This is a genomic window from Bradyrhizobium sp. NBAIM18, assembly GCF_020193825.1.
Lineage (GTDB): Bacteria > Pseudomonadota > Alphaproteobacteria > Rhizobiales > Xanthobacteraceae > Bradyrhizobium > Bradyrhizobium yuanmingense.
Window position 1 is genome coordinate 506022 of sequence record NZ_JADYVO010000003.1, and the last position, 26418, is coordinate 532439.

The following is a 26418-nucleotide window of genomic DNA, read 5'->3' on the forward strand; positions in this document are numbered from 1 at the left end:
ACGGGTTGCACTTGCGGAACCCATTTACCACATGGATGTTCGATCTATGTTCTGCAAGGATTTTAACGACTCAGAGTAGAGTTCGATACCGCGCGGTTGTGCGACAGGGGGCTTTGTCCACCGTCTACATCTCCCTCGCTGAGATTCGGAGATTAGATCATGGCGAACGTCTCGAAGCTGCTGCATGCGTCTGGCGACGCACCGTCCTTCCTCAAGAACCTCAACCTTTCGGACGGCGACCGCAGGGACCTCATGGATGCCCGCGAGAAGATCAGGCAATGCCTTCGTGAGGCCTTCGCCGCTGCGACGAAGGCCGAGCTCGGGGTGACAGTGCGACCCAAATTTTACATGCAAGGCAGCTACGTCTATAGGACCATCAACAATCCGGCGTGGACCCCACCCCAGCAGATGGACCTGGACGACGGCACGTATCTGCCGATGACCTTCGTTCAAGGCGAGAAGAGACCATCCGTAGCGGCCGCAAGCTTCTTCAAGTTCGTCGATGCGGCGCTCGAGAAGCTCGCCAAGAAGGAAGGCTGGAAGTTCGCGCGCAAGCCGACCTGCACCAGGCTGGTGATATCCTCGATCGCTCATATCGACGTTCCGCTCTACGCGATTCCAGATGCCGAGTTCTCCAGGCTCGTCGAATCGAAGATGGCAAAGACGCTGGACGGCATCGCCTTGGATGCCCGAGCCGATGGCGTCGACCGGTGGGACGCGCTTCCCTCGGACTGCGTCCTTCTCGCACACCGCGAGCACGACTGGATCTCGTCGGACCCTCGAAAAATCCACGACTGGTTCGTGGACGCGGTCCAGATCTATGACCAGGTGTTGCGCCGCGTCTGCCGATACCTCAAGGCATGGCGCGATCACAACAGCCCTCACCTCGATGAGGTTTCGTCCATCCTGCTAATGGTCTGCGCGTGGGAGTCGTTCGAGGATCTGGGGCGGCCCAACGTGCCGAGCCGGGACGACCTGGCTCTGTTGCGGGTGGCCGAGCGCCTTCCCCGGCTTCTTCAGGGCCCAGTCTACAACCCGGCCGACGACGATGAACGAATTGATTCTCGACTTAGCGACGAAGGTCGGAAAATGGCCATCGCGATGGCGAAGGGGCTCGACCGGACGCTGACCGAAATCGTCGAAAAGTGCTTCGATCCGCATGAGGCCATCGTCAAATTGACCGAGTTGTTCGGGGAAAGGATTCCTGACCAGCCTGGCCTCATCGATGTCACGAAGGCGGCGCACGCCGAGGTTCGCTCTCATCCTGCGCGGATCGCGGCGGCTCCTACGGTCGGCAAGTCGGTCAGTGCCTAAAAGGGAAGCCACCGCGATTCGTCGCATCCATGACGCGTTCACGCAACGGAAGTTTCGGCGGGACGCCTCGCGGAGTGGTCTGCATTACAAAGGGCTGCTCGACGAAACGGGCCTCAAGGTGCCCGTGGTCGTTTCCGTCGATGACGTCGACTTCGTAAAACCGCCCGTCATCAGGCTGCTCGACGCGGAGGCCGGATCGAACGGCCAGATTCCGCACGTGCTCAGGTCGAACGGCACCTTCTGCTACCTCGACGCAAAATCGATCGTGCTCGACCGGTACAAGCCCGGGGAGACGATCATTCAATGTTTGGAGCAGGCCGACAAGGTTCTTCGCGATGCTATGCGCGGTCGCCTCGCCGGCGATCTGGCGGACGAATTCGGAGACTATTGGTCCGACGGCAAGGTTTTGGTGGATCTTCCACTGGATTTCCAGGGCGACGCCAAGATTCAGATTCTGCGCTTCGATGCCAACCCAGACAATGAAGCTATATTGGTCTCCGAGGGAAAATCGCCATACGCGCGTCTTCACCAGAAGAACACAGGCAGAGATCCCGACGCAGGTGTCCTCTGCCCGGTCATACGCGTTTCCTCGTTGTCTTTCGACCCCAAGCTTCCCTGGCCCCCGAAGGACCTCTCCGGTTTGAACACGTGGTTGAAATCGATGGCGCCCGAGGCCTTGGGTGCGACGGAAGCGGCATTTGGCCGCTCGAAGTCGGGGCACGTTCAATGGATATGTCTGTCAGCGCCGAACGGCAGATTCTTCGTGTCCGCCGAAATCGCGAAAGCCTACCGGAAGTCGGAATTTCTCGAAAACAGGCGCGCAAGAATGGCGAAGGTTCTCAAGCGCATCGAGGGCGCTGTGAAGATCTCCGGCTACGTCGGCGTGCCGGTGGATGGCAACTACATCTTCTCGAGGAATCTTGGCCGCATGAAAAATCTAGCGGGGAAGCGGATACTGCTCATCGGATGCGGCACGATCGGCGGCTTCCTGGCGCAGCAATTCGCGCAGAGCGGCACGGGCTCCGACGGCGGCCGCCTGACGCTCGCCGACGCAGACATCCTTCAGGGTGCGAACTTGGGCCGACATCTTCTGGGAGCGCCCTACCTAAACCGGAATAAGGCCGACGCTTGCGCAGAGTTTTTGCGGGAGCAGCTTCCGCAGCTGGAAATCAAGAGCGTTCCGGATTCGATACTGAACACGCTGGAGACGCTTCACCGGCATGACCTCGTTGTCGACGCCACGGGCGAGGAAGCACTCTCGATCGCATTGAACGACCGCGCCGTGGCCAACCGGCCGAACTTCCCGCCCATGCTGTACGTGTGGATCGAGGGAAACGGGGCGGCCGCGGTCAGCTTCATGTCGGACGGCCCGGATTGGGCTTGCTTGAAGTGCCTGAGACCCGACCTGAGCGGCCCCAAGAGGTTTCGTTTGGTGCGTGACGAAGCTGACATCGAGAGCGGCAGAAATCTTGCCTGTGGCGACGCCCACTTTATTCCCTTTCCGTCTTCGCGAGCGGCGACGGCCGCCGGTCTCGCCTGCGACATGGCTCTGGACTGGGCGAACGGTGACCTTCGGCGTAGGTGGAGGTCGGTGACGATGGATCACCGAAAGGCCGTTCAGATCGGAGACACTAACCCAAAGAGGCTTGATCATTGTCCGGCGTGCGGCGGCTCCGTCGCATGATCTTCCTCACGAAGGGGCGCTTGGTGACGGTGGCCGAGGGCGTCGCACAAGCGATCTCGCGGTACACCACCGGCTCCGAAGCCGATCGCGAGGCAGGCGGGATTCTCCTCGGAAGCTATCGGGGACCCCACATCCAAGTCGTGCGCTGCACGGTTCCGATGCCGGGGGATCGTCGAAGCCGGTTCGGCTTCGTCCGACGGGACAGGGGACATCAGCTTGCGGCCGAGGGGGAATGGTTGGAGAGCGCCGGCGCTGTCAGCTTCGTAGGCGAATGGCACACCCATCCTGAGAGGCATCCGACCCCATCTTGGGTGGACCGCCGATCGTGGCGCAAGCAAATGGAAAGCATGACCCGTATCCGATGGTGTTTCTTATAGCGGGAAGTGCGACGACCTACTGCGAAATCGGGAGTGAGGGGCAACTAACCGCGATGGCGAAAGTCGGTTGACCTGTCCGAGACGTCATTACGCTCTCGGGACTGGTCACCGCCAGCCCTGGCGCATGAGCGCCTCGATGTCGCGCGACGAGAGCACCTTTTCAGTGAACTCCCGGTCGAGGCCGGCGTCGTCCTTTTCCATTGGAGACGCGCTCGCCGCCCCCAACTACTCGCAAAGGTTGCCCACGGTCGCCAAACCGGGCATGCTGCCGGAATTTGAACAACTAGTGCTCAGGTTTTGCGAGGAATGGCGGCGTTCTCATCGGAATTTCAGACGAAAATTTTGCGTCGCAGCGTCCTTCCAGACGAATACAAACTGTACAGAGCGGCGCTTGAATGGGATTTGACCGATCCAATCGTCATCGAGACGCGGAAAGACCTGAAATCCGAAAAGCGATGGCGAGACCGCCTACAACCCTACCACCATCAGGTCTCTAATCTTATCACGTTCTGCCGCCGGCTACCGGTGACACTGCTCGCCGACGACGTTGGCTTGGGTAAGACCATCAGCGCAGGATTGATCGCCAGCGAGCTTATCGCGCGCACAAGGATCTCTAAGATCCTCATCGTCTGTCCAAAACTCCTCGGACCGCAATGGCAAGCGGAGTTACAGGCAAAATTCGATATCCCTGCTCAAATCGCAACCGGCAGAGAGCTGATAACCGCCGAACCGGACGATGTTGGCGCGGTGATAACGACATATGCTTCAGCACGCCTGCACCTCGAGAAGATCCCTGAAGATCGTTTTCAAATGTTGGTGCTCGACGAGGCCCACAAACTACGAAACCTCTATGGCGTCGATCCACCGCCACAGGTTGCGCTGCGGTTCAAGGAGGCTCTTGAAAAAAGGCGCTTTCGCTACGTTCTGATGCTTACGGCAACGCCAATTCAAAACCGGTTGTGGGACCTCTATTCTCTCGTCGACCTCCTTACGGTCGCGCGAGGCCACCAGAACCCATTCGGAAGCGAGGGCATGTTCGCCCGCAAGTTCATCGCCGACAAGCGCGATACCGCTCGTCAGCTCAAGAGTGAAGCTCGCGAGGAGTTTCGCTCGATAGTGTATGGCTACATGTCTCGGGTGCGGCGCGGCGACGCCAAATTGTACTTCCCGGATAGAGTCGTCCAGCTTCACCGGGTCGAACCGACCGTCGCCGAGCTCGAGCTTATCCGAGTCATCAGCAAACCGATTCAAAAGCTGAATCGGCTCGCTCAAATTGGAATTCTGCAGGCACTCACCAGCAGTCCTCATGCACTGATGGCCCAACTCACCAACATGGCTCGGAATGGAACCGTGCCACGGGAGTTGGCCGCCGCCGTATGCAGCATCGTCGATGGCATGAGCACCTGCGCTAAGCTGAACGGCCTCGGATCGCTGATCGATCAATTGATGCGTCAAAACCCTGAGCGGTGGCGCATGGTGGTGTTCACTGGCCGGCTCGAGACGCAGACGACGGTTCAGGCTTTCCTGGAGACGCGGGGCCTCAGGGTCGGAATTATCAACGGCACCTCAGGGCAGCGTAATCAAGACACCATCGCCCGCTTCTGGGAAAATCCCCCCGCCTGCCATGTGATCGTGTCGACCGAAGCGGGTTCAGAGGGCGTGAACTTGCAGGTCGCCAACGTGCTTGTGAATTTCGACTTGCCCTGGAATCCGATGATAGTCGAGCAGCGCATCGGCCGAATCCAGCGGCTCGCGTCCGAACATGCGAGCGTCAGCATCCTCAACATCACGCTGAAGGGAACGTTCGAAGAGTATATCGTCGGTCGTTTAATGGAAAAGCTGCAGATGGCCTCGCATGCCATAGGCGACATCGAGTCGCTTCTCGAGGCGTCTGGCGTAGATGATGAGGATGGGGACGATTTCGAGGACAGGATCCTTCGGCTAGTGCTGGCGGCGCTCGCTGGTAAGGACTTCGAAAAAGCCACGAAGCAGGCAGAACAAAGCATTCTCGACGCTAAGGAAAAGCTGGAAGCGGAAGAGGCTAACATCAACGACATGCTCGGCAGCATGGATGGTGCGGAATATGTCGGACCGCGGGCCCCCAAGCTTCCTCCGATCGTGAGATCGATGGAGTCACGGGAGTTCGCGCTTGCCGGTCTCAAGAGTCTTGGAGCGACGGTGACGCCTAAAGAGGGGGGCCTTTATCTACTGGAAGAGGACACTGGACGCGAATTGATTTGTTTCGAAGAAGCCGACCGCAAGGGCCGCGCTACTTTGTACGCACCCGGTTCAGCCGCGTTTTCGAGATTAGTGAGCCGAATGATCGCCACCGGGGTTCATCAGGTGGAGGATTCGGACGAAGACCCGGCCGGCCAGGCAAATGAAATCTCGCGTCGCTGGGTCGACAGCTTCGGCGCATCGCTTATCACGACCAAGGTGGAAGGGGTGCGCCGCTGCTTTCAAGGTAAAGCGCTTGTCCGAGTACGCGCGACTGTGGCTCACGACAGCTACGAACGCCTCGTCGAAGTGGAGTGTTTGGCCGGCGAACACCGAGCACACGCCGTCCGGTCGGGTCTCTATAAATTAGCTGATACCATCGAGAACGCTCAGCATCTCGGAGTTGATACCGATCGCCTGGCCGATGCAGCGGGTCGCGATCAGGGCATCGCTGAGTTCTGTCGTTTCTATGTCGAACGGCGCGTTCAGGAAATGGCTGCCGCTGGCGATGACGCCCGGAAGCGCAAGAAGATGGAAGACGACTTCACGCCGCGGCTCCAGCTAACTGTCGTCGCGCTCGAGGGCGGCATTCATCGCGAGGTGACCACGGAGGTGCACTATAAGTTCGACAAAGGCCGGCACTATGAGAGCCGTTTGACGGTGATCCCGCGGACGGGCGATTGCCTTTCCGCTCCGGAATTGGGCAGATGCGATAGCAGCGGCACGTTCGCGCCGAAGGAATGCCTAGGCCACTGCGCCATGACAGGCCTGGATGTCTTGCGGCACCTACTTGTCACCTCTGAAGTCAGCGGCCGAATGGCCCTCCCGGACCACGCGCTGCGCTGCAGCCAAAGCGGCAAACTAGTCCTGACGGACGAAGCGGAACTCTCCGCGGTCACAAGAAATGCTGTCGCTAGTGTGCTTCTCAAAACCTGTAGTCTGACGGGTAAACGGGCGGAACCAGAGCACTTTGGTCGGTGCGATTTCACCGGCATCGAGATACTGAAGAGCGAATTGGCCATCAGTGACATCTCGGGGAGACCCTATCGTCGCGACCAGACGTCGAAATCAGTCGTATCTGATCAAACGGGCCACAAAGACGAGTTTCTCCTTTGTCATGAGACACGGCAACCGATAACACAACAAGAGGCTGAACGGTGCGAAATCACCGGGAGGTTCGTTCGGCCCGGCGTACTCAAGCACTGCAGCGTCACGGGGAAGGCCGTCTTGCCGTCCGAGCTTGAACGCTGCACGGTCACGGATTCTCGCGTGCTGAGAAGGTTGCTTGTTGTCAGCAGCGCTTCTGGCGCTCGCGTCCAGCATCGCCTAGCGATCCGTTCGGCTGGGGGCAAATACTGTGCTCCAAGCGAAGCACGACCTTGTATCTGGAGCGGGCGCAGATCGCACCCGGACGATCTTAGGGTCTGTAGCATTACCGGAATTTCCTTCCACGTCGACTTCGCCGCCGCCGGCGCCAGTCCCTATTTTCAGCCGCTGAGTGATTTGCTGCATGGCATCCGCCACACGACGGACGCATCGGATCGCTGGACCGAGATCGCCCTAAAGGCATCCGACGCCTTGCGCGGAGGTCGTTGCCGTGTTGTATCCGCCCTCAGTTCGCCGGATAGGCGGCATCTGGCCCTATGTTCTGAGGTTCGCACAATGTTAGGTTTGCGAGTTCAACACGCCGGTTTGCTATACTCGATCGACGAAGGTTTGTTCGTCGGCCGCTTGGCCTTAGGCAAACGCACGCCGAAGGGATGGATTCCGGCGGCTGTCTAGTCCAGGACCGAGCAACTACCGGCGTCAATCAGCAAGTCCTCTGATTCCGTCCAACAGCACTCGGGTGGCGCGACAATCATCTTCATTGTAGTCGAGTATACGTTGCCGGATAATCGGACTTCGTTCCCGACACCAGCGGTCGAACCATTCAACGGAAGCGGCTCCCGAGGGATGCGTGTCCCTCCACTCAAAGCCCAGAAATTTGGCTAAGGTTTTGATCGAATGATCTCTGGTGGGCCATTCTGTCGCTTTCAGAACGACATCTCCGTACAGATCAATCGCCCTTCGTGGGTCGAACAACTGTTCTATGTCCTCAGGTGTGCAGATGTCCGGATACTTCTGCTGAAGCTTCCGGTAGATTGTCCGTTCGTACTTGCTGTAATAATATATCGCAGCGCCTTCCCGAGAGGCAAAATAGTCGAGAGCTGCGGCAAAAGTCTCGCGCTCTGCTATCGGCGTCGGCTCGTCAGCAAAGAATGAAATGAAGCGCTCAGTGTCGTTGTCCCCATTCTTCCGCTCGACAAATCCATGCAGGTAGCAAACTCCACGGAGAGGGTCGACCTCGATATCGAAGAACAGCTCGACTGAGAAGGAGTCCAGTCTTATCGGCGCGCGCAAATAGGGCTTCGGCGACGGTGTCTTCAGCATGACGGCGCGTGCCTGCAAGGCGCGGAAGCGATCCGCACCAACGCCGGCGAATGAGGTCTTCTTGCCCTTGATGAACGCTTCCGGATTGATCGCCGCAAGCGAGGCGATCGTGGGTATCTGATCATTCATCGTGTCGCGATCTGACCGTCGAAGAAATGGGATCAACGTCAGGTCGTCCGTCGAGACGAGCTGTTGGATACAAAAGCTATACCAATGACAAAGTTTGCAGGAAGTTGCATAGCCGGGAAGCGGGACGATTTGCCGCGCCAGTATCGATCGCGCTTCGGCGAGCGCATCTTCGTAGTCACCCCAAAGGTCTTGACTGGAAAGGTCGCTGAAGTCGTAGGTGACTTCGTCTCCACGAATATCCAAGACGAACGCCCGACGTCCCGCCGAAAGATTCAAATGCTCGAGGATGTCTACGTACAGACCGAGCTGGACGGCGTAGTGGCGCTTCGGCCTGCCGTCATGATCGTCATCTCCACCCTCCTTGCCGCGCCCTGATTTGATGTCGCCTGGGACGTAGCCGCCGACTTCTTTGCGCAACAGGTCCGGCTTTCCAAACAGATCAGCGGCTCTTATGCATCCTCCGTAGATCAACGGCTCGCCCTTGCTCATAGCATCAAGCGTGAGCCGCTCACGGTCGACCTCGTTGGCGGCCGAAAGATCGAGAAAGGGGATCTGCAAGTTGGATATCGTTTCCTGCTCGAACAAACTGCCCCTTTCCCAGAGCAACCGGACAAAAGGACTGATTTGGTCTCGCTTCTCGACATCACCGAACGCGTCCAAAGCAACGCGCTGAGGGCATTCGACAAGGTTATACAGTATCGAAGCTGTCACAGTCACGTGCTGCCTCCAGGGCGCTCTCGATCTTTAGAATGCTTTCCGTATCGAGAGCACGCAAGAGGTGCCGCTCTGCACTTTCGATAGGGGCGGTGAATCCACCTCCTCTGTGCTGCTGAGCGGTAAGACAGCGCTGGAGCATCGCGCGGAACTAAAAGCGGCTTGGCTGAAATCGAAGCCCATCCGGACAAAGATCGCGGCGTTGAATTTCGGAAAAACCAATTTATAATTGTTCGCGCGAATTGACGGGAAGGGCTAAGCCCTTGGGAAAGGGCAGCGTTCGAGTCCTTGAAAATGATGAGTTCGCTATGGCGTGCGCGACAGCGCCATGGCATGGGATGATCGTCGTCTTGACGTGTTTGCTGCACGAAAGAAGGATTTTGCGGGGAGCCCGTGGCGGGATCTGAGTCGTTGGCGAAATCCCAAAAGCGGGTCAGAGCAGCCCTGGGGCAGAAGGTCAGGCACCTTCGGCGCTCGCTCAAGCTGACCCAGGCCGACTTGGCCGACGAAGCTGGTATCCGCCGCGCCTCGGTGATTGACGTCGAGCGAGGACAGGCCAATCCCACTCTGGACACCATCGTTCGCATCGCGGCGGCGCTCAGGGTGGAACCGTCCGAATTGCTGGTTCTCGATCGCTGAACCTACCTCGAAAGATACTTCCGTCGAGCTGGACAACCTTCCGATAGGACCTAAGGGAAGCTTTGCGAAAATCAGAATGTCCGTTATAGCGGACATCGAGAGTGGTTGCGCTCCGGGCATCATTTTCAGAGAACGGCGAGACGACTGGGCGCTGCCGAAATTGAGCGACGAGGCGCGGGCTAACTTTGGTCAGCCAGAGTTTGGGTTCTTCAGGTTTCGATCATGCTTATTCGAGTCTCAACGTCTTCCCATCGCGATCCTCGGCCGTGGCTCTTGAGATCTCCAAAGTGCCGAGGCCTGGTTTCCATACCGGCGCACGATGTTCTTCTTCTTCACGCGCTTGAACAAGCTTGCTTGGATGCTTCCGTCCAAGAAATCCAATATCGAAACGGTCCCCTGCTGGAATGTCCACGGGTCTCGCTCGCGGGTGTTGTGCTTCGAACGGAAATCGGTGCGTTTCTCCTCCGTGCCCAAGAGGCACGCCCCGAATACAGCGAAGAGGACGACGCCCGTCACAAATTCGTTCTGAGTCGCTATTGCTTGCAGTTGCTCGAGCGAGATGCGCGAGACATTTTTAGTGAGCCGAAGTATTCGAACGCGCGAAACGTTTGGACGCACGCAAGCCGGCGCGTATCGCTCGCCGACAGACTAAAGCTTTCCGTAGCCCTCCACGCAGGCCCCCAACCCATTGTGGAGCTGGAGGACCGGCTTCGACTTGACTGCGATGTTGTTGCAGCCGTCTGTGCGCTCGCCTGCGAGAATCTGGTGCAGCTACATCTGCACGATGTTCCACTGGGTCCGAGCACCGTCGTGGTGGGGGCCTGAATGTCGGGCGTCATCCACGCTTGGAGTATCGTGTGATTGGGACCTACTCAGACCTCTTCCAACCGGTCGGTGACCGGGCCAGCGCCGAAGGCTGGTCCACTCTCTGCCCGGCCTGGCTGACGACCCGCTGCGAGGCGCGTGCCGAGGGCCTGCGGCCAATCGCGGCGGCGCAGCCCGGCGACGACATCCAGGTCATGGTGTGTTCTCGGAGGCGCCGCCAGGCGCTGCGCCGGCACTACAACCGCGAGACGGACGTCTTCGTCGACGTCGGTCCGTTCACCCCGGACCGGGAGGAACATTGAGATGGCAACGGAGGACTGGGGTCTCGACCTCATGCGGCGTCATCGACGCCTCTTCAAGATCAATGCCGACGAGCCTTTCCGCTCAGCCGGGTACCCGCTCTGCGGACGCGGCTGGCGCCACCTGCTCGATCGCCTCTGCGCTCGGATCGAAGTCGCGCTGCGCGAGGGCGAGACGTTCGAGTTCGTCCAAATCAAGCAGAAAATGGGCATCCTGCGCGCCGTCTGGGACGCCGAAGCTTCCGAGGACACCGAGGACAAGGTCGGCCATGCCGTAAATCTAGCCGTCGCCCGGTCCATCTGTACGTGCGAGGTCTGCGGCCGCGAAGGTCGCCTGTTCAACAACGGGGGCTGGCTCGAAACCCGCTGCACCGATGACGCTGTCGGCGAAATCCTCCCGCCCCGTTACGGGGCCAGGTTCGAGAACGTGCGCCGGTTCAGTAGGTGGCGCGGTCATGCCGACATTTACTTCGCGACGTACGGCCGCGAGACCGACACCTGACCGAGGTGCCGCCGCCCTCGCGAAAGCAGGATCGCTGACATGCGCTTGTGGATCATGTCCGATATCCATCTCGAATTGACCCGCGGCTGGGACCTTCCGACGGCGGAGCAGCGTCCGGATTTCGACGTGCTGATCATCGCCGGCGATCTCGTCCCGAAGGCCGAGCGCGGTGTGAAGTGGCTGATGGAGCGCGTGCCGGACCGGCACGTGATCTACGTCATGGGCAACCACGAAGCCTATGGCGAGGACATCGACCGCACACTCGAGAAGGCCAAGGAAGCCGCCGCCGGCACCAACGTGCACGTGCTCGAAAACGAGAGCGTCCGCATCGGCAACGTCATTTTCGCAGGCGCGACCCTTTGGACCGACTTCGCCCTGCACGGCGACGCCCACGGCGCGATGGCCCTCGCCGCCGACAGAATGAACGACTTCCGGAAAATCCGGATCAACCACTACCGGCAACGCTTCCTACCGCACCACGCGGTCGCGCGACACTTCAAGTCGGTAGCGTTTTTGCAGGAAGAGATGCGCAAGCAGCGCGGCGCGGACCGCCTGGTTGTCGCCACGCATCATGCGCCGGTGCGACAGATTTCTGAAGCGCCGCGGCCGGGGAGCGACCACGCCCTGGATCCGGCCTACCGCAGCGATCTGACGAGACTAATGGAGCCGGCGCCGGACGACGGCCGAGGCGCGTTGCGGCCCGCAGACCTATGGGTCTTCGCGCATACCCATGAGTCCTTCGACGCCGTGATCGGTCAGACCCGCGCCGTGAGCAACGCAAAAGGGTATGGCCCGTGGCCGCCCCGCGATCGAGCCTGGGACAATCCGAACTTCAATGAGAAGCTGATCATCGAGATCTGAAAGGGACGGCCATGGATACCGACAGCCAGACGCACACCGAGAGCCTGCCCGTTCCTTCCATGACCTCGGATGCTTCATCATGTTCCGTCCCCGTCCCCGCAGCGGCCATCCCCACCTCTTCTCGTCCGCAAAGAGCGCGGCCCCGGTCCCCGCGCGCCACCCTGCGCTCCGAGAAGCGCTCGTTCACGCGTCGCTCGATCCGGCGGTCCGCGCGATCTCCCACGTTGCGACGGCGCATGTTGGGTCCCCGCAAGTAGAAGTCGACCTCGATGCGATCATCCTGACCCGGGACGACGCACGCCTCCATCTCGACGTCGTCCCCGCGCGGCGCGTCCGCGATCTCGATGCCGAAGGCCTCGTCCAGATCGCGTTGCGCGAGCTCGGCCTTCAGCAACTCGTCGTCACCGCGGGGGACCTGCGCGCCGAGCCCCGCAGATCCAACGCGCGCTTGGCCTGGTCCTACAAGGACCGGCCGGTCGCCGTTCCGTTGCGGCTGAGCATCCTCAAGGTCCTCGCGGACGAAGGGCCGATGCCGCTCGGCACTCTGCTCGAGACCCTCCGCAGCAGCCTGGACCCGTCGCCGGCCGTGATGGCGCTCGCCTGCGCCGACCTCCTCGAAATCGACCTGACGTCCGGACCGCTCGGTCCATCCACCCAAGTGAGATCCCGCACATGAAAAAGCCCACACGCGGCCGCTCCTCCGGCACCGTCATCCGCATGACTCCGAAAGGACGTGACAGCCATCACGCGAAGCCGCAGCGCACGGTCCTGATCGACCGCATCTGGGACCGAGAGCTCGGCCGGTTCGAGGACGACGAGCTCGATATCGAGGGAAAATTCGAGCTCGACCCCGAGGAGGAAGCGGCTCCGCCTGGCGACCGCCCGGAAGCAGTGACCGCAGTCGTCGAAGCGGTCTTCGACGCCGCCACGACGCCGGACCAGCGCCGCCGGCTTCGCCATAACCAGGCGCTATGCGCAATCGTCCACGTGCCAAGCGTGGCGTGGGTTCTGCCGGTCGCGGTCTACTTCCGATCCGCGTTCGGCGAGCGCTGGCAGCAGCAGACCCGGCACGGCCCGACTGCCGGCGAGAGAGGCTTCTCGACCAGTTCGGCGTCGGTCTCGCTCGCCCTGTCGGCCGGCCAGTCGGTTGTGGGCATCGCCGCCGACCTCGGCCTCCTCCCGCGCGCGTTGATCGGAGCCGCCGACATGACGATCCGGCTCGCGTCCCCGAACGCGGCAGTGCTGAGAGCGGCGATCGGCCGCTTCGCCAAGCGGGCGCCGGCCATCGAGATCGACGACGCCATCGCCGCCGATCTCGACCTTCCCGACCTCGTCGCGGCGTTCCGGCCCGGCTCCGGCCCGGCCCGGATCGTGCAGCGGCTCGCGGCGGCCGCCGCCGCGCTGCGGGTTCACGCCGAATTCGACAGGGAGGCGTCGTCGTGCTCGTCGTGACCATCGAGCTGTGGCCGGGAGGCAGCGGCGCGCTGCGTCGGCCGGTCGGGACCATGCACATCGGAAACGTCAGCGGCCTGTCCGATATCAGTGATTATCACGTGATCGCCATGCAAACGGCCAGCCCTCTGACCGGGGAGCCGGCCGGCCTGGCCGAATTCGAGGTCCTCGCCCATGCCCGCCGGCAGAGGGTCTGGGTTCTGCTGCAGCGGGCATGCGAAGCGGCCATGACGGCGGACTGGGTCGAGCTCTAGGACGTCCGAGGAGAGCGAAATGTTCACGCTGTTCGACCCCCGTCCAAGGACCGACAAGGCAATCCCGACACGCGGTCCGAGCGCGTGGGCAACGATTCCGGCCGAAGTGGAGGTCGAATCCGGTCCGTCAAGGACGTTTCTCCGCGGTTATCCACAACAATCGCAGGCCTCCTCGGGAGGGTCATCGGCACGCTCCGAGGGGGTCCGAAATCCGGCAATGAAGACCCCCGCAGAGGCTCGCCCGGCGGCGGCGCGGACCGACCAGGCTCGTGGACAGGATTTCAAGGACTCGAATTCCGCGATTTTCGATTCGAGGCCGCGGAGCGAAAATTCCGCGACGACGACTCCAGGCGGTCGAATCCTTGAAATCCTGCGCGCCGGATCCCGGCTTCGGTCGATGCCGCGGCGCCATAGGAAGGGTCCCGATCCGCCCTGAACCGGGTCTGGAGGAGGCCGAAACGGGCGGTTCGCAGCCCGTAAGCGGCCCAAAACCGACTCGACTCCGAAAAGCGCGATCGTCATGGTCGCGCCCGTAACCGCAACCCAGGGCCCAACCGAAGGAGAAGGACGACCCCTCAAGGCCCAAAACGAAAAAGCGGCCCCGCTGGTACGGGACCGCCCTTCGTTCAGGGGGTAGCCAGTTCTGCGAAAAACCGGACACCACCATCACAGAGACCCGCACCTGAGCAGCTCGGGGCGGGGATGGCAAGCCTCGCGCTGTCCGGTTTTTCGCAGATCCCCGCAATTCACCGCCTAGACGCCGGGAACCCCGTTCCCGGCGAACGGCGGAGCATTGCCCGGGCCGGCTAGTCCGCGAGCCGCCATGTCGAAGCACCGCCCCAAGCTCGAGTCCGTCCGGATCGTGCGCGCCAAGGGTGGCGGGCCCCTGCGGACCATCGTTGCCGCCGTCGTCGGCAAGCCGACCGGCAACTTCAACTCGCTGAAGGCCGGCCGGACATTCGGATGGGAGTCCATCGCCGAGCGCCAGTTCATGTGGATCTGCGAGGTCCGTTGGGAGGTCCGCAACTATCTGGCCCAGCCGTTCCGGCTCGAGTTCCTGATGAGCGACGGTAGCATCCTGCAGTACCTGCCGGACTTCGAGCTCTCCCTCGCGGGCGGCGAGATCGAGATCGTCGAGATCAAGAAGACCGAGAAGGATCTCAAGCGCGACCCTCTCTACGGCTTCAAGCTGTGGCTCGCCCGTTCCGTCTGCCGGCTCCGCGGCTGGAAATTCCGCGTCGTCGTCGCCGAGAAGGAATTCGCCGAAGGCCACGCGCTCGCGAACGCGCAGCACATCCGGATGGACCGCTTCACCGCGGTCGCGGCCGAAGATTACCTCCGCCTCGGCGAGGCCGCCCGGCGCTGCGGCGGCACCATGACCTGGGGCGACGCGGTCGCCGCCCTCAGCCGCATCGATGATCCATGGAGCCCGAACGGCGCCGCGCGCCTGCGCGCGCTGATCGTGCGCCGCCACGTGCGCGTCGACATCGATCTTCGCATCACCCAGCGGACCTCCGTCGTGCTGACGGAAGAGGCCGCCGTTCAAACCGGCAAATGAGGAGTCCCGACATGTCGCAGCGCAAGTCCCGCCCGCAGCCCTCCGCGAGCATCGACAGCACGACCCTCGACGACTCCGCCCTGGGCTCCAAGGCGCCGACACTCCGCCCGCATCTCACCGTGTTCTTCGACCTCGCGACGCGAATGCCGCTCGGTCACCACGTTGGTTTCGAGCCGCTGAGCATCGAGAGCACGCTGCTCGCGCTGCGGCAGGCCATCCATGAGACGGAGTGGAACGCCCGGGGATGCCCGACCGAGATCCCGTCGTACCCGGCCCATCCGGACGGCGGGCCGGACAGCGGCGCGCGTCCCGAGTGATCGCTGGACCACGGCAGCGGAGACGCGAATGTCCACGATCGACGTCAAGAAGGGCGACCTGTTTCAGCACCCGACCAAGGGGCTGATCCAGTTCGACCGCTGGGAAAACCACAACGTCATGATGTTCAAGCCGCAGGGGGCTAAGGAATTCCCGCTGCTCGAGCACAAGTTCGTCGAGATGCACGGTCGCAGCGAGATCCGGCTCGTCCAGCAGGACGCCGAGGGCAATCCGATCGAGCTCCGCGAATTCGGGCCCGGCGAGGGCTGGACCGATCCCGACGACACCGAGGAGAAGAAGGAGGCGAAGAGCACGGCCGAAGGCCGGCGGGCGCTCGCCTTCCAGTTCTATACCAAGAAGTGGGACGAGGAAGGCGGCGGCCCGCTCGGCGACATCGGGCTTCAGAATCTGATCAGCCGCTGGCGGCCCATCTGCTTCCAGCTCGGCTTCGAAACCAACGACATCCCCCCGGGCAAGGACAAGCCTTTCCGCGTTCAGGTCGCGCGACTGCGCCACTATGCCAAGGGTTGCGGCCGGCCCGGCGAGCGCCCCCTCGAGGCCTTCAGGAAGATGACGGGCCAGTCGTCGAAGCGCCGCTGCGCCGACGAAGTCGAGGTCGCGCTCAAGAAGGCCGTCGACCACTACTACTCATCCCGCGCGCAGACCCACAAGTCGGCCTACGGTTTCCTTGTAGACGAGATCAAGGAGCTCAATCGCGGGCTGCCCGAGGAGAAGCGGTTCAAGCTGCCGAAGGCGGAAGTCCTGCGCCGCCGCATCGACAAGGCGATGACCTACGACAACCTGGCGCGCAAGACGACGCCGCGCGAGGCCTGGCGCAAGATCCACGGCTTCCGCCGGCACATCTCCGCCAAGCGCCCGCTCGAGCTCGGCATCATGGATTCGACGACGCTCGACGTCTTCGTCTTGGATTCCACGACGCTGATGCCGCTCGGCCGCCCCCAGCTCACCATGTGCTTCGACGTGGCGACCAGGATGCCGCTCGGCTACTGCATCACCTTCGAGCCGCCGTCGCTGTATTCGGCGCTGCTGACCCTGAAGCGGGTCAACAAGAACAAGCGTTACGTCCAGCGCCTCTATCCGTGGATCAAGCGGCCCTGGGACGGCTGGGGAAATCTCACAGAGCTGCTCCTGGACCGCGACTGGGCGCACCAGGCGCCGTCGTTCCAGCACGCGATGAGCAACCTGGGCACCGACATCCATTGGGCGCCGGCCAACACGCCCCAGTACAAGGCGATCGGCGAGCGCCCCTTCAGGACGATCAACGAAGGCGTCATCCACAAGCTGGCCGGCGCCGTCAGATACAACCCCTACATCATGCGTCAGGTCGGCCTCGACCCGAGCAAGGACGCGCTCGTCACGCTCGACGATCTCGACGAGCTCATCCACGAATTCATCGAGGTCTACATCTACGACCGCCACGACGGCATCGGCGCCGTGCCGGCCCGCGTCTGGCAGGAGGGCCTCGCGATCCAGCGCCGCCGCTTCATCGGCGACGTGAAGGCCCTCGACCACATCCTCGGCCGGGTCGACACCGCCACCATCTCCGGCGCCGGCATCAAGTTCAAGAACATGCGCTGGCACGACGAGAACGTGACCTCGCTGCTCCTGAACGATCTCGTCCGCTTTGAAAAGAAGCGCAGCCAGGACCCGCGCACCTTCGGGCAGTCGCGCGCGCGCGTGGTCGTCAAGTGGAATCCGGCCGACGCCTCTTCGATCTCGGTCTGGAATCGCGGCGGCGAGCCCAAGCCGTATTGGGTGACGATGCCGAACGCCGATCCGGAATTCCTCAAGGGCCTGAGCTTCTGGCATCACGACCGCCTGCGCGAGTTCGCGAAGGCGAAGGACCTCGAATTCTCGACCGAGGAGCAGCGCTGGGACGCCTACAACCGGCTGCGGCGGCACTGGGAAAAGCTCGCCGGCGAGATGCCGATGCGCAACAGCCGCCAGGCGCGGCGCGGGCTCGCCTGGCACCTTGGGCAGTTCGACGACACGACGACCAACGAGATGCCCGAGATCACGCTCGACGACATCAAGGACGTCGAGGTCGAGGCGTCGACCGCCGGCCTCAACCGCGTCGAGCCCGAAGGCGTGCCCGATCAGCTCGCCGCCGAACTGCTCGACCGCGATCAGCAGCCGCCGAAGGGGCGCACGCCGAGCAAGGCGACCGTCGCCAAGGGCCAGCGCACGAAGAAGCGCAAGAAGGCCGAAGCCGAGCAGGCCGAGCACGACGCCTACGTGAAGGAACGTCGCGGCGATCCGACCGGCGACCCGCAGGCGCGCGGCACTCCCGCCGTCGACGACGACGGCGACGACGTCGGCTGGGGCGAGCCCGACGAGGCCCCCGCCACGGCGGCCACCGAGCAACCCGAAGACGAAACCGCAGCCGACGAAGGCAGGTAGCAGCAGAAGGACCAAGAGAAATGCGCAATTTCATCCGCAACATCATCAATGGACTGCGCGGCTTCATCCGCAACGAAGCCCGCGAGACGGCGCAAGAGCCGGTCGCCGGCGAGACGATCCCCGCCCTCGACGAACCCGTTCCCGCGATCGTCCCGGCGGGCTCGCACCTCGCTACGCTCACGCCGGCGGGCATCCTCTTCAAGGGGATCCGCTACTACAACTCCGCGCTCGCCAACATGTTGGCAGGCACGAAGGCGCGCATGCGCGTCGAGGCGAGGATCAAGGATCCGTCCGACGCCTCCAGCATCTTCGTGTGGGACGACACAGCCCGACCGGCTCCGCGCTGGATCACGGTGCCGGCGGTGGACATCCCGGCGATGTCATTCGCAGAGCATGCGCGCCTGCGCGATTTCGCGAGGAACAAGGACCTCGCGTTCATCACGGAAGCCGATCGGGCGAAAGCCCGTGAGCTGCTCCGGGAGCACTGGGAGAAGCTCGCCGGCGGGATGCCGATGCGCGGCAGCCGCCAGGTGCGGCGCGACGCCGACGACGACATCGTGAAAGTCGAGCTCGACCAGGGCGATGCCGCTGAGCCCAGTCCGCGCGAGCGCAAGCAGAGCAAGGCCGCGATCGCCAAGACCACGCGCACGAAGAGGCTGAAGACGGCCGAAGCCAAGACCAAGGCTCCCACGCGGGTTTCCCGCATCAAGCGCAAGTAACAAGGAGCAACCGAAATGACGAACAAGACCATCAATGACGGCATCGAGCGCATGCGCCGCTTCCGTAAGATCGTCCTCGAACATCCGCGCCTCGGCGATATCCGCAAGAAGATCCGCTGGATGCTCGACGACACCAAGAGCGTCGTCGACGACAACGAAGCCGAGCGCATCGCCGCGCGAGGTCGCCCAATCAAGTTCGAGGAAATGTGGCTGCTGCCGATCATCGGGCCCAGTGGCGCGATGAAGAGCACCTCGATCCGCAAGGTGCTGCAGGAGATCAACGCTGACGAAGCGTTCCCGGCCGACGACATCCCCGTCCTTTTCGTGACGATGCGGGAAGTGAAGAACACGCGCGCCTTCCTCGGCGTCGTCCTCGAACAGTACGGGGACGCGGCCAAGGACGTCATCCCCAAGTCGGGCCCGATCGATGCCCAACTCGTCTCGCGTGCAATCTATCACATCGCCAGAAGGAAGCGCACGGTCCTGCTCATCATCGACGAGGCACACGAAATGCTCCGCCACGACGGCGGCAAGGTCGGCAAGAGCATGGCCATGCTGATCAAAAGCATGCTCAACGAAGGCGTCTTCAGCATCGTCATGTTGGGGACCGACGAGGTGCTCAATCTCTTCCACATCTCGAAGGAACTGAAGAACCGCTGCGTCCCGGAGGAAAGGGTCACCCTGGAAGCGTTCGACATCAAGTCCGCCAAGGATCGCGTTTACTTCTTCAAATTCCTCAAGCGGCTCGAGGACGAGATGGTCGCCGCCGGCGTCGTCGACCACGCCCTCGGCTGGGTCGACACGCTCGAGGACCGCGCCAAGGTCTACGACATGTGCGAAGGCGTGTTGGGCGTCGCCTGCCGCGTGCTGCGCATGGCGCTCGAGCGCGCGTTCCGGGACGGCCGCGGCTCCCTGGAATGGAGCGACATCGAGTCCGCTTTCCGGGCTTTCAATCGCAACCAGACGAAGCCCGGCTTCGATCCTTTCGCGGAGGGGCCGAACAAATCGACGCTGGGGCGCCTCAAGGCGGAGGCCGAAGCCAAGAACAAGCGCGGCGGCAAGGAGGCGGCATGACGATCAGCACGCCGCTCCGGAGATTCGTCGCGACCGTCGGCGCGCCGCACGTCGACGAGAGCCTGCGCGGCTACCTCGGCCGCGCGCTGTCGGTCACGGCCGTCAGGAACCACGCCACGATGCTCAAGCTCGCCGATGCCACCAAGCCGAATGCGGTGTCGATCGCGACGACGCTGACGGATCCGGATGAGATCGCACGCATCGCCGCCCTGATCGGGTGCACGCCCGAAGACATCGTCTCGCGCACATACCGGCTGGGCGAGTTCGGGCATTCCGGCTCCGAGAGCATCGACTTTTTCGGCACCCAGATCCGGCTTCATTTCCGCGAAACCAAGTACCGTCGGGTGTCGCCGAGAGCCCTCGAGATCGCGCAATACCACCGTGCGCCCTGGGAGCTCCGCCCGTTCGGATACGATTTCCAGACCAACGAAAAGCTGCTCGGCGTCTGCCCGGCGTGCACGCGCAAGCTCGGCTGGTTGCGCGCCGACGTGCCGACCCTCTGCGACAAGTGCGACGCCGACCTGCGCGATTTTCCGCAGCCGGTCGCGTCGGTGGAGGACGAAGAGGCCTATGGGTTCGTAGTGGGGCTCGTCGATCCGGATCCCGTCAAGAAGCAGGCCGCCCGCCGGCTGCTGCCGGAAGCATGGCGCGAGTTTTCGAACGGCGATCTGTTCGAGACCGCGATCGCGCTCGCGTCCGGCCTGACGCTGGACCCGGCCCGCAGCGCGAAGAACGCCCAAGGGCGCGGCAAGACCGCCGAACACTTCGAGGCGCTGACGCCCGATATGATCGCGGCCGCCGGCCGCGGCATCATCGGCAGCGAGGCCGGCTTCGCCGCTCTTTCCGAGCGCTATCGCGCCGACATGGACGCCCGTCCCCAGTATTTCGGGCGGCGCAAGGAGCTGGGCGCCCTCGCCTACATCACCTACGACAAGCACATCGAACCGAAGATTCGCGACCTGCTCGGCGGCATGATCAGGGCCTCCATGCAGACGACGAGCCGCAACGACTACCTGGTGCGCAAGGGTGCGGACGCCGACCGGTCGATGATGACGATCGAGACCCTGTCCGAGACGCTCGGCATCCGCCCCTTCGTCGTGCGGCGCCTGTCCAAGAGCGGCCTCATCCCCGTCGTCCGCGCCCATGTGCGGTCGCCGGTGCGCATGAAGGTCTCGGACGTGATCCCCCTGTTGGCCCAGTTGAAGGACGCCTTGAGCGAGCTCGCCACCGCCGGCCGGCTCGGGCTTCCGCCCACCGTGCTGCCGAGCCTTGTCGATCGCGGCCTGATCCGCCGGCTGGAAGGGCCGGTCCGCGGCCTGGTGCCCGGCTATCGCGGCTACACCAAGTCGTCCGTCGACGAACTCATGGACAATATCTGGTCGAAGGCTCGCCCCGCCCGCGACAAATGCCACTCGATCGCGTACGCCGCCCGTTCGATGGGGCCCGGCGAGACGCCCTGGGCGGCCATCATCTCGGCCATCGTCGCCGGCGACGTCGAGATCCTCGACAAGGGCACTAAGAGCCGCAATCTCCGCTTCAGCCTCGCCGTCGAAGACGTCGATGCGTTTGTCGCGGGAGTGTCCGAGCACGTGATGCGCGCTCCCCTGGACTACCAACCGTCCGAGTGGATCGCACAGTCGACAGCGGCCGAGATCCTGCACGTCAACGTGGCCTTCGTCTCCCGCCTGGCTCACGCAAGGCCCGAGTTGCTGCCGCAGCGCGGCTCCGGCTTCACGCCCTACTCGACCATGGACGTCCACGCCCTCGCCGGCGTCCACATCTTCGTCGCCGAAATCGCCCACCGGAGCGGGAAGCATCCGCGCAGCGTGCCGACGTGGCTGCGGTCGAACGGCGTCCATCCCGAGATCGCGCTGCAGGAAAACCGCGACTTCGGTTACCTGCGCCTCGCCGTCCAGCCGTTGCTGGAGGCAGCCGTCGCCGACACCGCGCAGATGAAGGCCTCGCTCGCGGCGGCCGACGACACCGTCCGGACCAGGTTCATCAAGGCCGTCGCCGGCGGCGCCGGCCCCAAGGCGGCCGCGGAGGCCATGAGCCTTCCCTACCGCAAGGCCAAGCGCTGGTTCGAGGTCTGGCGCGAGACCGGCGCCACCGCCGAGCGCAAGTTCGGCTATCGCTCCAAGCTCGACGAGCACGAAGCCTTCCTGCGCGATCTCGTCGCCAGGCAGCCGACGATCAAGCTCGCGGAGATCTACGAAGCGATCACCGACCGCGGCGTGAAGACAAGCAAGACCTCGGTCTGGAATGCGCTCGAGCGCTTCGGGATCGCGCTCGCGACCCATGACGGTCCGACAACGCGCCGGCCTTCGGACCGCGCCCCCTCCCCTGAGAAATGAAGAAAGGAATTCGAGTGAAGATCTTGAAGATGCCGTTCATGTCCAGGACGCCGGCCTTGCGGGAGACGCGCCCGAGCGAGACCTGGGCGGTCGATTTCATGGTCCTGGATTTCCCTAGCCGGCCCTACGTCATGTTGGTTGCCGACGTCGGCACGCGCCGTCCGCTGAGCGCCGCCGTTAGCCTCGTCGTCATCGAAGACATCATCGCCGCGCTGGAACGGCTGGTTCGGCGTTCGGGCCGCCCAGAACAGATCTGGATGGACCATAGCCTCGCATACCGCTCCTTGATGGGCGACTTCCACCCCGCGCTGCAGGCTTGGGCCCGGCGGCACGGCATCTCGGTCACTGCCAGCCCGACGCCCCGCACGACGGCTGCCGCCGAGCGGCTCCTCCGCGACCTCAGCACTTTCCTCCGCGACAAACGGTTCCCGACCCTCATGGAGCTCGGCCACGACATCGAACGCTGGCGCCAGTCCTACGTCGCGGCCGCCGATACGCACATTCCCAACGTCACCCAGTAAGAGGAGTACACGATGATCGTCATGATGTCCGAGAAGCGCATGAAGGGCTTGGCGAAGCGGCTGCGCAAGGTGCTGCGCGGTCTGGGCGTCGAATTCAAGCATTACGCCTGCGTCGAGCTCGCCGCCCGCCTGTGCGGATTTCAGGACTGGCGGCACTTCCTGAGCCGCGATCTGGAAGCGCCCCTCAGCCTCCTCGACGAAGACCTCTCGGAAGAGGACTTCGCCGCCCGCGACGCATTCCAGATGCGCGTGCTCGAGTCCGCGGGTCTCGGCGCCGCCGCCCGCGAACTCCTGGACCGCGCGAATCCGACGGGGTCGTGGTCCAGGCAGGCGATGGAGGAGCCGGTGTTCGATGCCGTTGGCGGCAACGACCCGCTCTAACCAACCCCTTCAGAGCTGACAGGAGCGGCTTCCAATGGCTGACGACGGCATTTCATCGACCATCTCCCAGCACGAAGCTCGTCGACCCAAAACGGGCGCCGAACGGCAGCGTGCCTATCGGGAGCGCAAGCGGCAGCAGCGCCAGATTGGGCTCGCTCCTGCGCTGCCCGTCATGCACAACGATGCGTCGAACGCAACGACCGTCGCGCCGCCAGTCACGCCCAACGTCACCCTCACGCACGACACCCCCGTCGCATTACCTGTTACCCCCGTCACCCTCGCCGTCACGTTGCCATTCACGGCCAACGTCACGGAGTCACATCGCCAGGTGACGCGCGGGCGCTCGATCAGCTCCTACGGCTTGACGGCGGCAGCCCTCGCACTCGCCGGCGTAGGTCTCACGATGAACGGCTGGTTTGCCCATACGCTGGGCTCGACCGATCTGGCCGGATGGCTCTTTCTCGCGATCGGCGTCGCGAGCGATCTCGTTGCCCTCGCTGTGCCCCCAACGGCCATCCAGCTTTGGCAGGCACGTCGGCGGGCCACGGCAACAGTGGCTTGGCTGGTATGGTCCATGACCTTCGTATTCGCCGTCACCTCTGGCATAGGGTTCGCCTCAGTCAACATCGCCGACGTGACGCTCGCGCGGGCGTCACGCGTCACGCCCGCCGTAACGATGGCGCGAGACGCGTTACGTGATGCCGTGACGTCACGTAACCGAGAATGCGCCGGCGGGGTCGGCCGCTTCTGCCGCGAGCGCGAGCAAGCCGTGACGGATCGCCAGCGCGCGCTCGAGTCCGTGTTGAGTTCGGTCGAACGCGCAGCAGACCCGCAAACCGACGCGGCCGCGAAGATCGTGGCTTGGCTCACCGCCGGAACTGCCAAACCAGGGGCCGATGGCTTCGCCATGCTGCGCTTGATGCTGTTGGCGCTGCTGCCGCAAATTGGCGGCATACTGCTGATGATCGGTCGGGCGCGCTAAGAACTTGCCTCCTCCTCCGCCGGCAAGTCGTCCTCGCCGAGCGCCGCGGCCAAGCTTAAACTGTGCAGGCGAGCGCTGCGGAAGCGGAATTTCGATCCCCTCATGACGACGAACTTGAAGCGTTCGGCTGTCAGCATATGCAGGATCGGCACCAACGCGTCCGAGGGGATGCTGAGGTTCGCGTCCAGCCTCTCCGGATAGACGTCGATCGCTCCAACCGCGATCGGCCTGAAGTCCTTGCGCCTGGCTTCCTCCATGTTAGTCGATGGAAACAGCGAGACCTCCGCCCGATCGGTACTCAGGCCCGCCGGCCGCAGCAGCCGGCCCTTGATCTGCAGGTGCCGGTGTTCGTGATAGGGATCGAGCGGGTCGCGCAGCGTGTTGAGTGCCAGCCAGTAGCTAAAATCCCAGCTTTCGATCTCTACGACGTAGTCGACGAACGCCTCCGCCGGCTTGCGCCGCCGCTTCGCTTTCCTTGGCGCCTTCAGCTTCGGCTCAGTGGCCATCGCGGTCTCTGCCGTCATCCGGAAGATCCAACGAAAGGCTAACCGAGTCGGTCACGACTGGAAAAGCTTGCTAGGAGGCGTCCGCCTCCGCCTCCGCCACGATCTTCCGTAAGAGCGCGAGGCGCCCTTCCGGCCCAACAAGATCCCGGGCGGCATCTTCGAATTCTCTCCGGTCCATTTTGGCGAAGTTGCCCCACCAGTCGGGGGCGTACCGCGTCTCGATCACGTTGCCGAGGGCGAGGATGAAGTTTGCGTTCACGACGTCGTTCTCCTGCAGCCGGTCGCGCAGCACCGGCACCGCGCCGGCGGCCTCGCCGATAGCGGGCGCCCGCGAGCGCTCGTCGTCCATGGCCTCGCGAATCTTCTCCTCGATGAAGTCCATCAGATCGAGGACGAAGGCGGCGAATTCCGTGCGTCGGCGGGCTGTCATGACTTGCTCCGTTATTTCGATCTGGAGCGTATAGCCGCCGAAGGTTTCACGAGGGTCTCATTCGCAGCCACTGCGGCAATATTTGTTGCCGCGAAGGCAAACCTTATTGGCCATATAAAAGTCCCGCTGCTGCAACCTGTGAGCAGGCCGTCCATAGCGTCTTGCTCGCGCCGAAAAACAGGGTCACTCGCGGGCGTTTCGCGAAAAAATCAGCCTGAATAACAGCGCCTTGTCAGGCACTTACCAGATCGAGTCGTTTTCAAAAGGAAAAACGGGGCGATCGAGTCGTTTTCAAAGTGGAAATCGAGTCGTTTTCAAAAAGCGGGGTCGTGGAAATTCAGCGGGATAGCCGAGTCGTTTTCAAAGTGGCCGCACAAATAATAGTGTGCGGACATCGAAAAAGTGACTCGATTCCGGAATAAGACCGACTCGATTCCCGGCTTTAAGAGTGACTCGATTTTATAGGTCACTGGTGCCACTCAGTTATTCCGCCTGGCTTATCCGTGCGGTTAAGCGCGAGAGCAATGGACTCTAGGGGGGTGTTTTTCCGTTTTGCGCGACCTCGGATCCAGTTAGGCGCCTTTCGCGGCCTTCTTGGGTGATCGGCGTCGACTGGGCTTCGCTGGCTGCGAATTGCCGCCTTGATTGCGCTTCCGCCCCCTCTGCGTTGCGACTGCAGGCGAGATCCGGTTCGGATGGATGGCGAAGACTTCCACGTTGGCCTCCGTCGTCAGGAACGCGTAGAGGTCGTTGGTGGTCTCGCCTTACGTGAGGATCGAGTTCGCGGAAGTGCAGGCCTTTGCGCGGTATTAGGAGGTCAGATCTGATTTTCTGGCGCTCGCCCTGAAGACCCTGCTGTTTCTCGAATTCCGCCTCGACGCAACGGCGGCGCAGGATCCCACGGGCGCTTACCTTTTTGAAAGCGCGGATGGGAGCGAGCCTCTCGAGAAGGAGTTGCAGCAGGATTATTTGCGCTTCCTTCATACTTCGAAGCTGGGTACGCATGACGAAGTAAGAGGAGTGGCTGCGGGACGCGCGGATGTCTTTCATGATCTGGGGCGGGTCCGGATCATCACCGAGATCAAGCGGGAGTCGGATGATTGCTCCTTTGGTGCTCTGCTCGAGAGTTACGGAGAGCAGACCGCGGCGTACCAGAACACGAATGTCCCCTTGGGGATGCTAATGGCGCTGGACCTGACGAGGAGCCAAAGCGTCGGACAGCACATCAGTGCTTTGTGCAAAGCGGTCGTGGGCGACTTCCTCGAAGATGGGGTTCGGCGCGGCGTACTGGTTCTGAAGGTCCCCGGCAAGGCGATGCCGGTGATCCTGACGACGCCGGACGAGGTCGAGACCTGGATGACGGCACCCGCCGAGGAGGCCCTGAAACTGCAGCGGCCACTTCCGGACGGTACGCTCCGGATCGTGGCACGGGGTACAAAGGAAGATCAGGTCGGGTAGAC

Annotated in this window: 22 protein-coding genes and 2 pseudogenes; 20 read left to right on the forward strand and 4 right to left on the reverse strand. The window is 62.8% G+C overall.

Annotated elements, in window-relative coordinates; all coding sequences use genetic code 11:
- The first annotated feature begins 159 nt into the window (after positions 1-159).
- The 3 genes from I6F17_RS09705 to I6F17_RS09720 all read left to right on the forward strand — a co-directional run bounded on the left by I6F17_RS09705 (position 160) and on the right by I6F17_RS09720 (position 7374).
- On the forward strand, positions 160-1314 hold the full coding sequence (locus tag I6F17_RS09705; protein WP_225125960.1) for a cyclic GMP-AMP synthase DncV-like nucleotidyltransferase: 1155 nt from the start codon (positions 160-162) through the stop codon (positions 1312-1314).
- The gene (locus I6F17_RS09710) at positions 1307-2998 is read left to right on the forward strand and encodes a ThiF family adenylyltransferase (RefSeq protein ID WP_225125958.1); all 1692 of its coding nucleotides are present in this window, start codon (positions 1307-1309) and stop codon (positions 2996-2998) included. Before I6F17_RS09705 ends, I6F17_RS09710 begins: the two co-directional genes overlap by 8 nt.
- A 683-nt stretch (positions 2999-3681) precedes the next feature.
- Positions 3682-7374, forward strand: a complete 3693-nt coding sequence (locus I6F17_RS09720) for an SNF2-related protein (RefSeq protein WP_225125954.1) — start codon at positions 3682-3684, stop codon at positions 7372-7374.
- Between the two features lie 24 nt (positions 7375-7398).
- On the opposite strand, the gene I6F17_RS09725 is transcribed toward I6F17_RS09720, so the two are convergent.
- Positions 7399-8868 (reverse strand): TM0106 family RecB-like putative nuclease, encoded by a 1470-nt coding sequence (locus tag I6F17_RS09725; RefSeq protein ID WP_225125952.1) that lies wholly within the window; start codon positions 8866-8868, stop codon positions 7399-7401.
- A gap of 408 nt (positions 8869-9276) precedes the next feature.
- Between I6F17_RS09725 and I6F17_RS09730 the strand changes: the two genes are divergently transcribed.
- The 16 genes from I6F17_RS09730 (at position 9277) to I6F17_RS09805 (ending at position 24022) form a co-directional block, all read left to right on the forward strand.
- On the forward strand, positions 9277-9504 hold the full coding sequence (locus I6F17_RS09730; RefSeq protein ID WP_225125950.1) for a helix-turn-helix transcriptional regulator: 228 nt from the start codon (positions 9277-9279) through the stop codon (positions 9502-9504).
- A gap of 857 nt (positions 9505-10361) precedes the next feature.
- Positions 10362-10631 carry a hypothetical protein gene (locus I6F17_RS09735; RefSeq protein WP_225125948.1) on the forward strand — a complete coding sequence of 90 codons (270 nt, stop codon included), beginning with the start codon at positions 10362-10364 and terminating at the stop codon, positions 10629-10631.
- Position 10632: 1 nt separating this feature from the next.
- A complete protein-coding gene (locus I6F17_RS09740) occupies positions 10633-11130 on the forward strand; it encodes a hypothetical protein (RefSeq protein WP_225125946.1) in 498 nt (165 codons plus the stop codon).
- A gap of 39 nt (positions 11131-11169) precedes the next feature.
- The gene (locus I6F17_RS09745; protein ID WP_225125944.1) at positions 11170-11991 is read left to right on the forward strand and encodes a metallophosphoesterase; all 822 of its coding nucleotides are present in this window, start codon (positions 11170-11172) and stop codon (positions 11989-11991) included.
- Between the two features lie 79 nt (positions 11992-12070).
- On the forward strand, positions 12071-12667 hold the full coding sequence (locus tag I6F17_RS09750) for a hypothetical protein (RefSeq protein ID WP_225125942.1): 597 nt from the start codon (positions 12071-12073) through the stop codon (positions 12665-12667).
- Entirely contained in the window at positions 12664-13443 is a 780-nt protein-coding gene (locus tag I6F17_RS09755) for a hypothetical protein (RefSeq protein ID WP_225125940.1), read from the forward strand. The genes I6F17_RS09750 and I6F17_RS09755 overlap by 4 nt, the downstream gene beginning before the upstream one ends.
- On the forward strand, positions 13431-13697 hold the full coding sequence (locus tag I6F17_RS09760) for a hypothetical protein (protein WP_225125938.1): 267 nt from the start codon (positions 13431-13433) through the stop codon (positions 13695-13697). Before I6F17_RS09755 ends, I6F17_RS09760 begins: the two co-directional genes overlap by 13 nt.
- An 823-nt stretch (positions 13698-14520) precedes the next feature.
- Positions 14521-15255, forward strand: a complete 735-nt coding sequence (locus I6F17_RS09765; RefSeq protein WP_225125936.1) for a Tn7 transposase TnsA N-terminal domain-containing protein — start codon at positions 14521-14523, stop codon at positions 15253-15255.
- A gap of 11 nt (positions 15256-15266) precedes the next feature.
- Positions 15267-15572 carry a hypothetical protein gene (locus I6F17_RS09770; RefSeq protein WP_225125934.1) on the forward strand — a complete coding sequence of 102 codons (306 nt, stop codon included), beginning with the start codon at positions 15267-15269 and terminating at the stop codon, positions 15570-15572.
- Between the two features lie 28 nt (positions 15573-15600).
- Positions 15601-17991 carry a hypothetical protein gene (locus I6F17_RS09775; protein WP_225125932.1) on the forward strand — a complete coding sequence of 797 codons (2391 nt, stop codon included), beginning with the start codon at positions 15601-15603 and terminating at the stop codon, positions 17989-17991.
- Positions 17992-18011: 20 nt separating this feature from the next.
- Positions 18012-18710: a Mu transposase C-terminal domain-containing protein gene (locus tag I6F17_RS09780; RefSeq protein WP_225125930.1), complete on the forward strand. Its 699-nt coding sequence runs from the start codon at positions 18012-18014 to the stop codon at positions 18708-18710.
- Positions 18711-18725: 15 nt separating this feature from the next.
- Positions 18726-19784, forward strand: a complete 1059-nt coding sequence (locus tag I6F17_RS09785; RefSeq protein WP_225125928.1) for an ATP-binding protein — start codon at positions 18726-18728, stop codon at positions 19782-19784.
- The gene (locus tag I6F17_RS09790; protein ID WP_225125926.1) at positions 19781-22138 is read left to right on the forward strand and encodes a hypothetical protein; all 2358 of its coding nucleotides are present in this window, start codon (positions 19781-19783) and stop codon (positions 22136-22138) included. Before I6F17_RS09785 ends, I6F17_RS09790 begins: the two co-directional genes overlap by 4 nt.
- 14 nt (positions 22139-22152) lie before the next feature.
- Positions 22153-22659: a DDE-type integrase/transposase/recombinase gene (locus tag I6F17_RS09795; RefSeq protein ID WP_225125924.1), complete on the forward strand. Its 507-nt coding sequence runs from the start codon at positions 22153-22155 to the stop codon at positions 22657-22659.
- A 12-nt stretch (positions 22660-22671) separates the two neighbouring features.
- The gene (locus I6F17_RS09800; protein WP_225125922.1) at positions 22672-23040 is read left to right on the forward strand and encodes a glyoxalase superfamily protein; all 369 of its coding nucleotides are present in this window, start codon (positions 22672-22674) and stop codon (positions 23038-23040) included.
- 34 nt (positions 23041-23074) lie between these two features.
- The gene (locus I6F17_RS09805; RefSeq protein WP_225125920.1) at positions 23075-24022 is read left to right on the forward strand and encodes a hypothetical protein; all 948 of its coding nucleotides are present in this window, start codon (positions 23075-23077) and stop codon (positions 24020-24022) included.
- On the opposite strand, the gene I6F17_RS09810 is transcribed toward I6F17_RS09805, so the two are convergent.
- The 3 genes and pseudogenes from I6F17_RS09810 to I6F17_RS09820 form a co-directional block, all read right to left on the reverse strand.
- Positions 24019-24546, reverse strand: coding sequence for a hypothetical protein (locus I6F17_RS09810; RefSeq protein WP_225125918.1), 528 nt, complete (start codon positions 24544-24546; stop codon positions 24019-24021). The genes I6F17_RS09805 and I6F17_RS09810 overlap by 4 nt on opposite strands.
- Positions 24547-24598: 52 nt before the next feature.
- On the reverse strand, positions 24599-24958 hold the full coding sequence (locus tag I6F17_RS09815; protein WP_225125907.1) for a hypothetical protein: 360 nt from the start codon (positions 24956-24958) through the stop codon (positions 24599-24601).
- 692 nt (positions 24959-25650) lie between these two features.
- Positions 25651-25722: pseudogene (locus I6F17_RS09820) on the reverse strand (SOS response-associated peptidase); the annotation flags it as partial.
- Between the two features lie 544 nt (positions 25723-26266).
- Here I6F17_RS09820 and I6F17_RS09825 point away from each other — a divergent pair.
- Positions 26267-26416: pseudogene (locus tag I6F17_RS09825) on the forward strand (SOS response-associated peptidase); the annotation flags it as partial.
- Between the last annotated feature and the right edge of the window lie 2 nt (positions 26417-26418).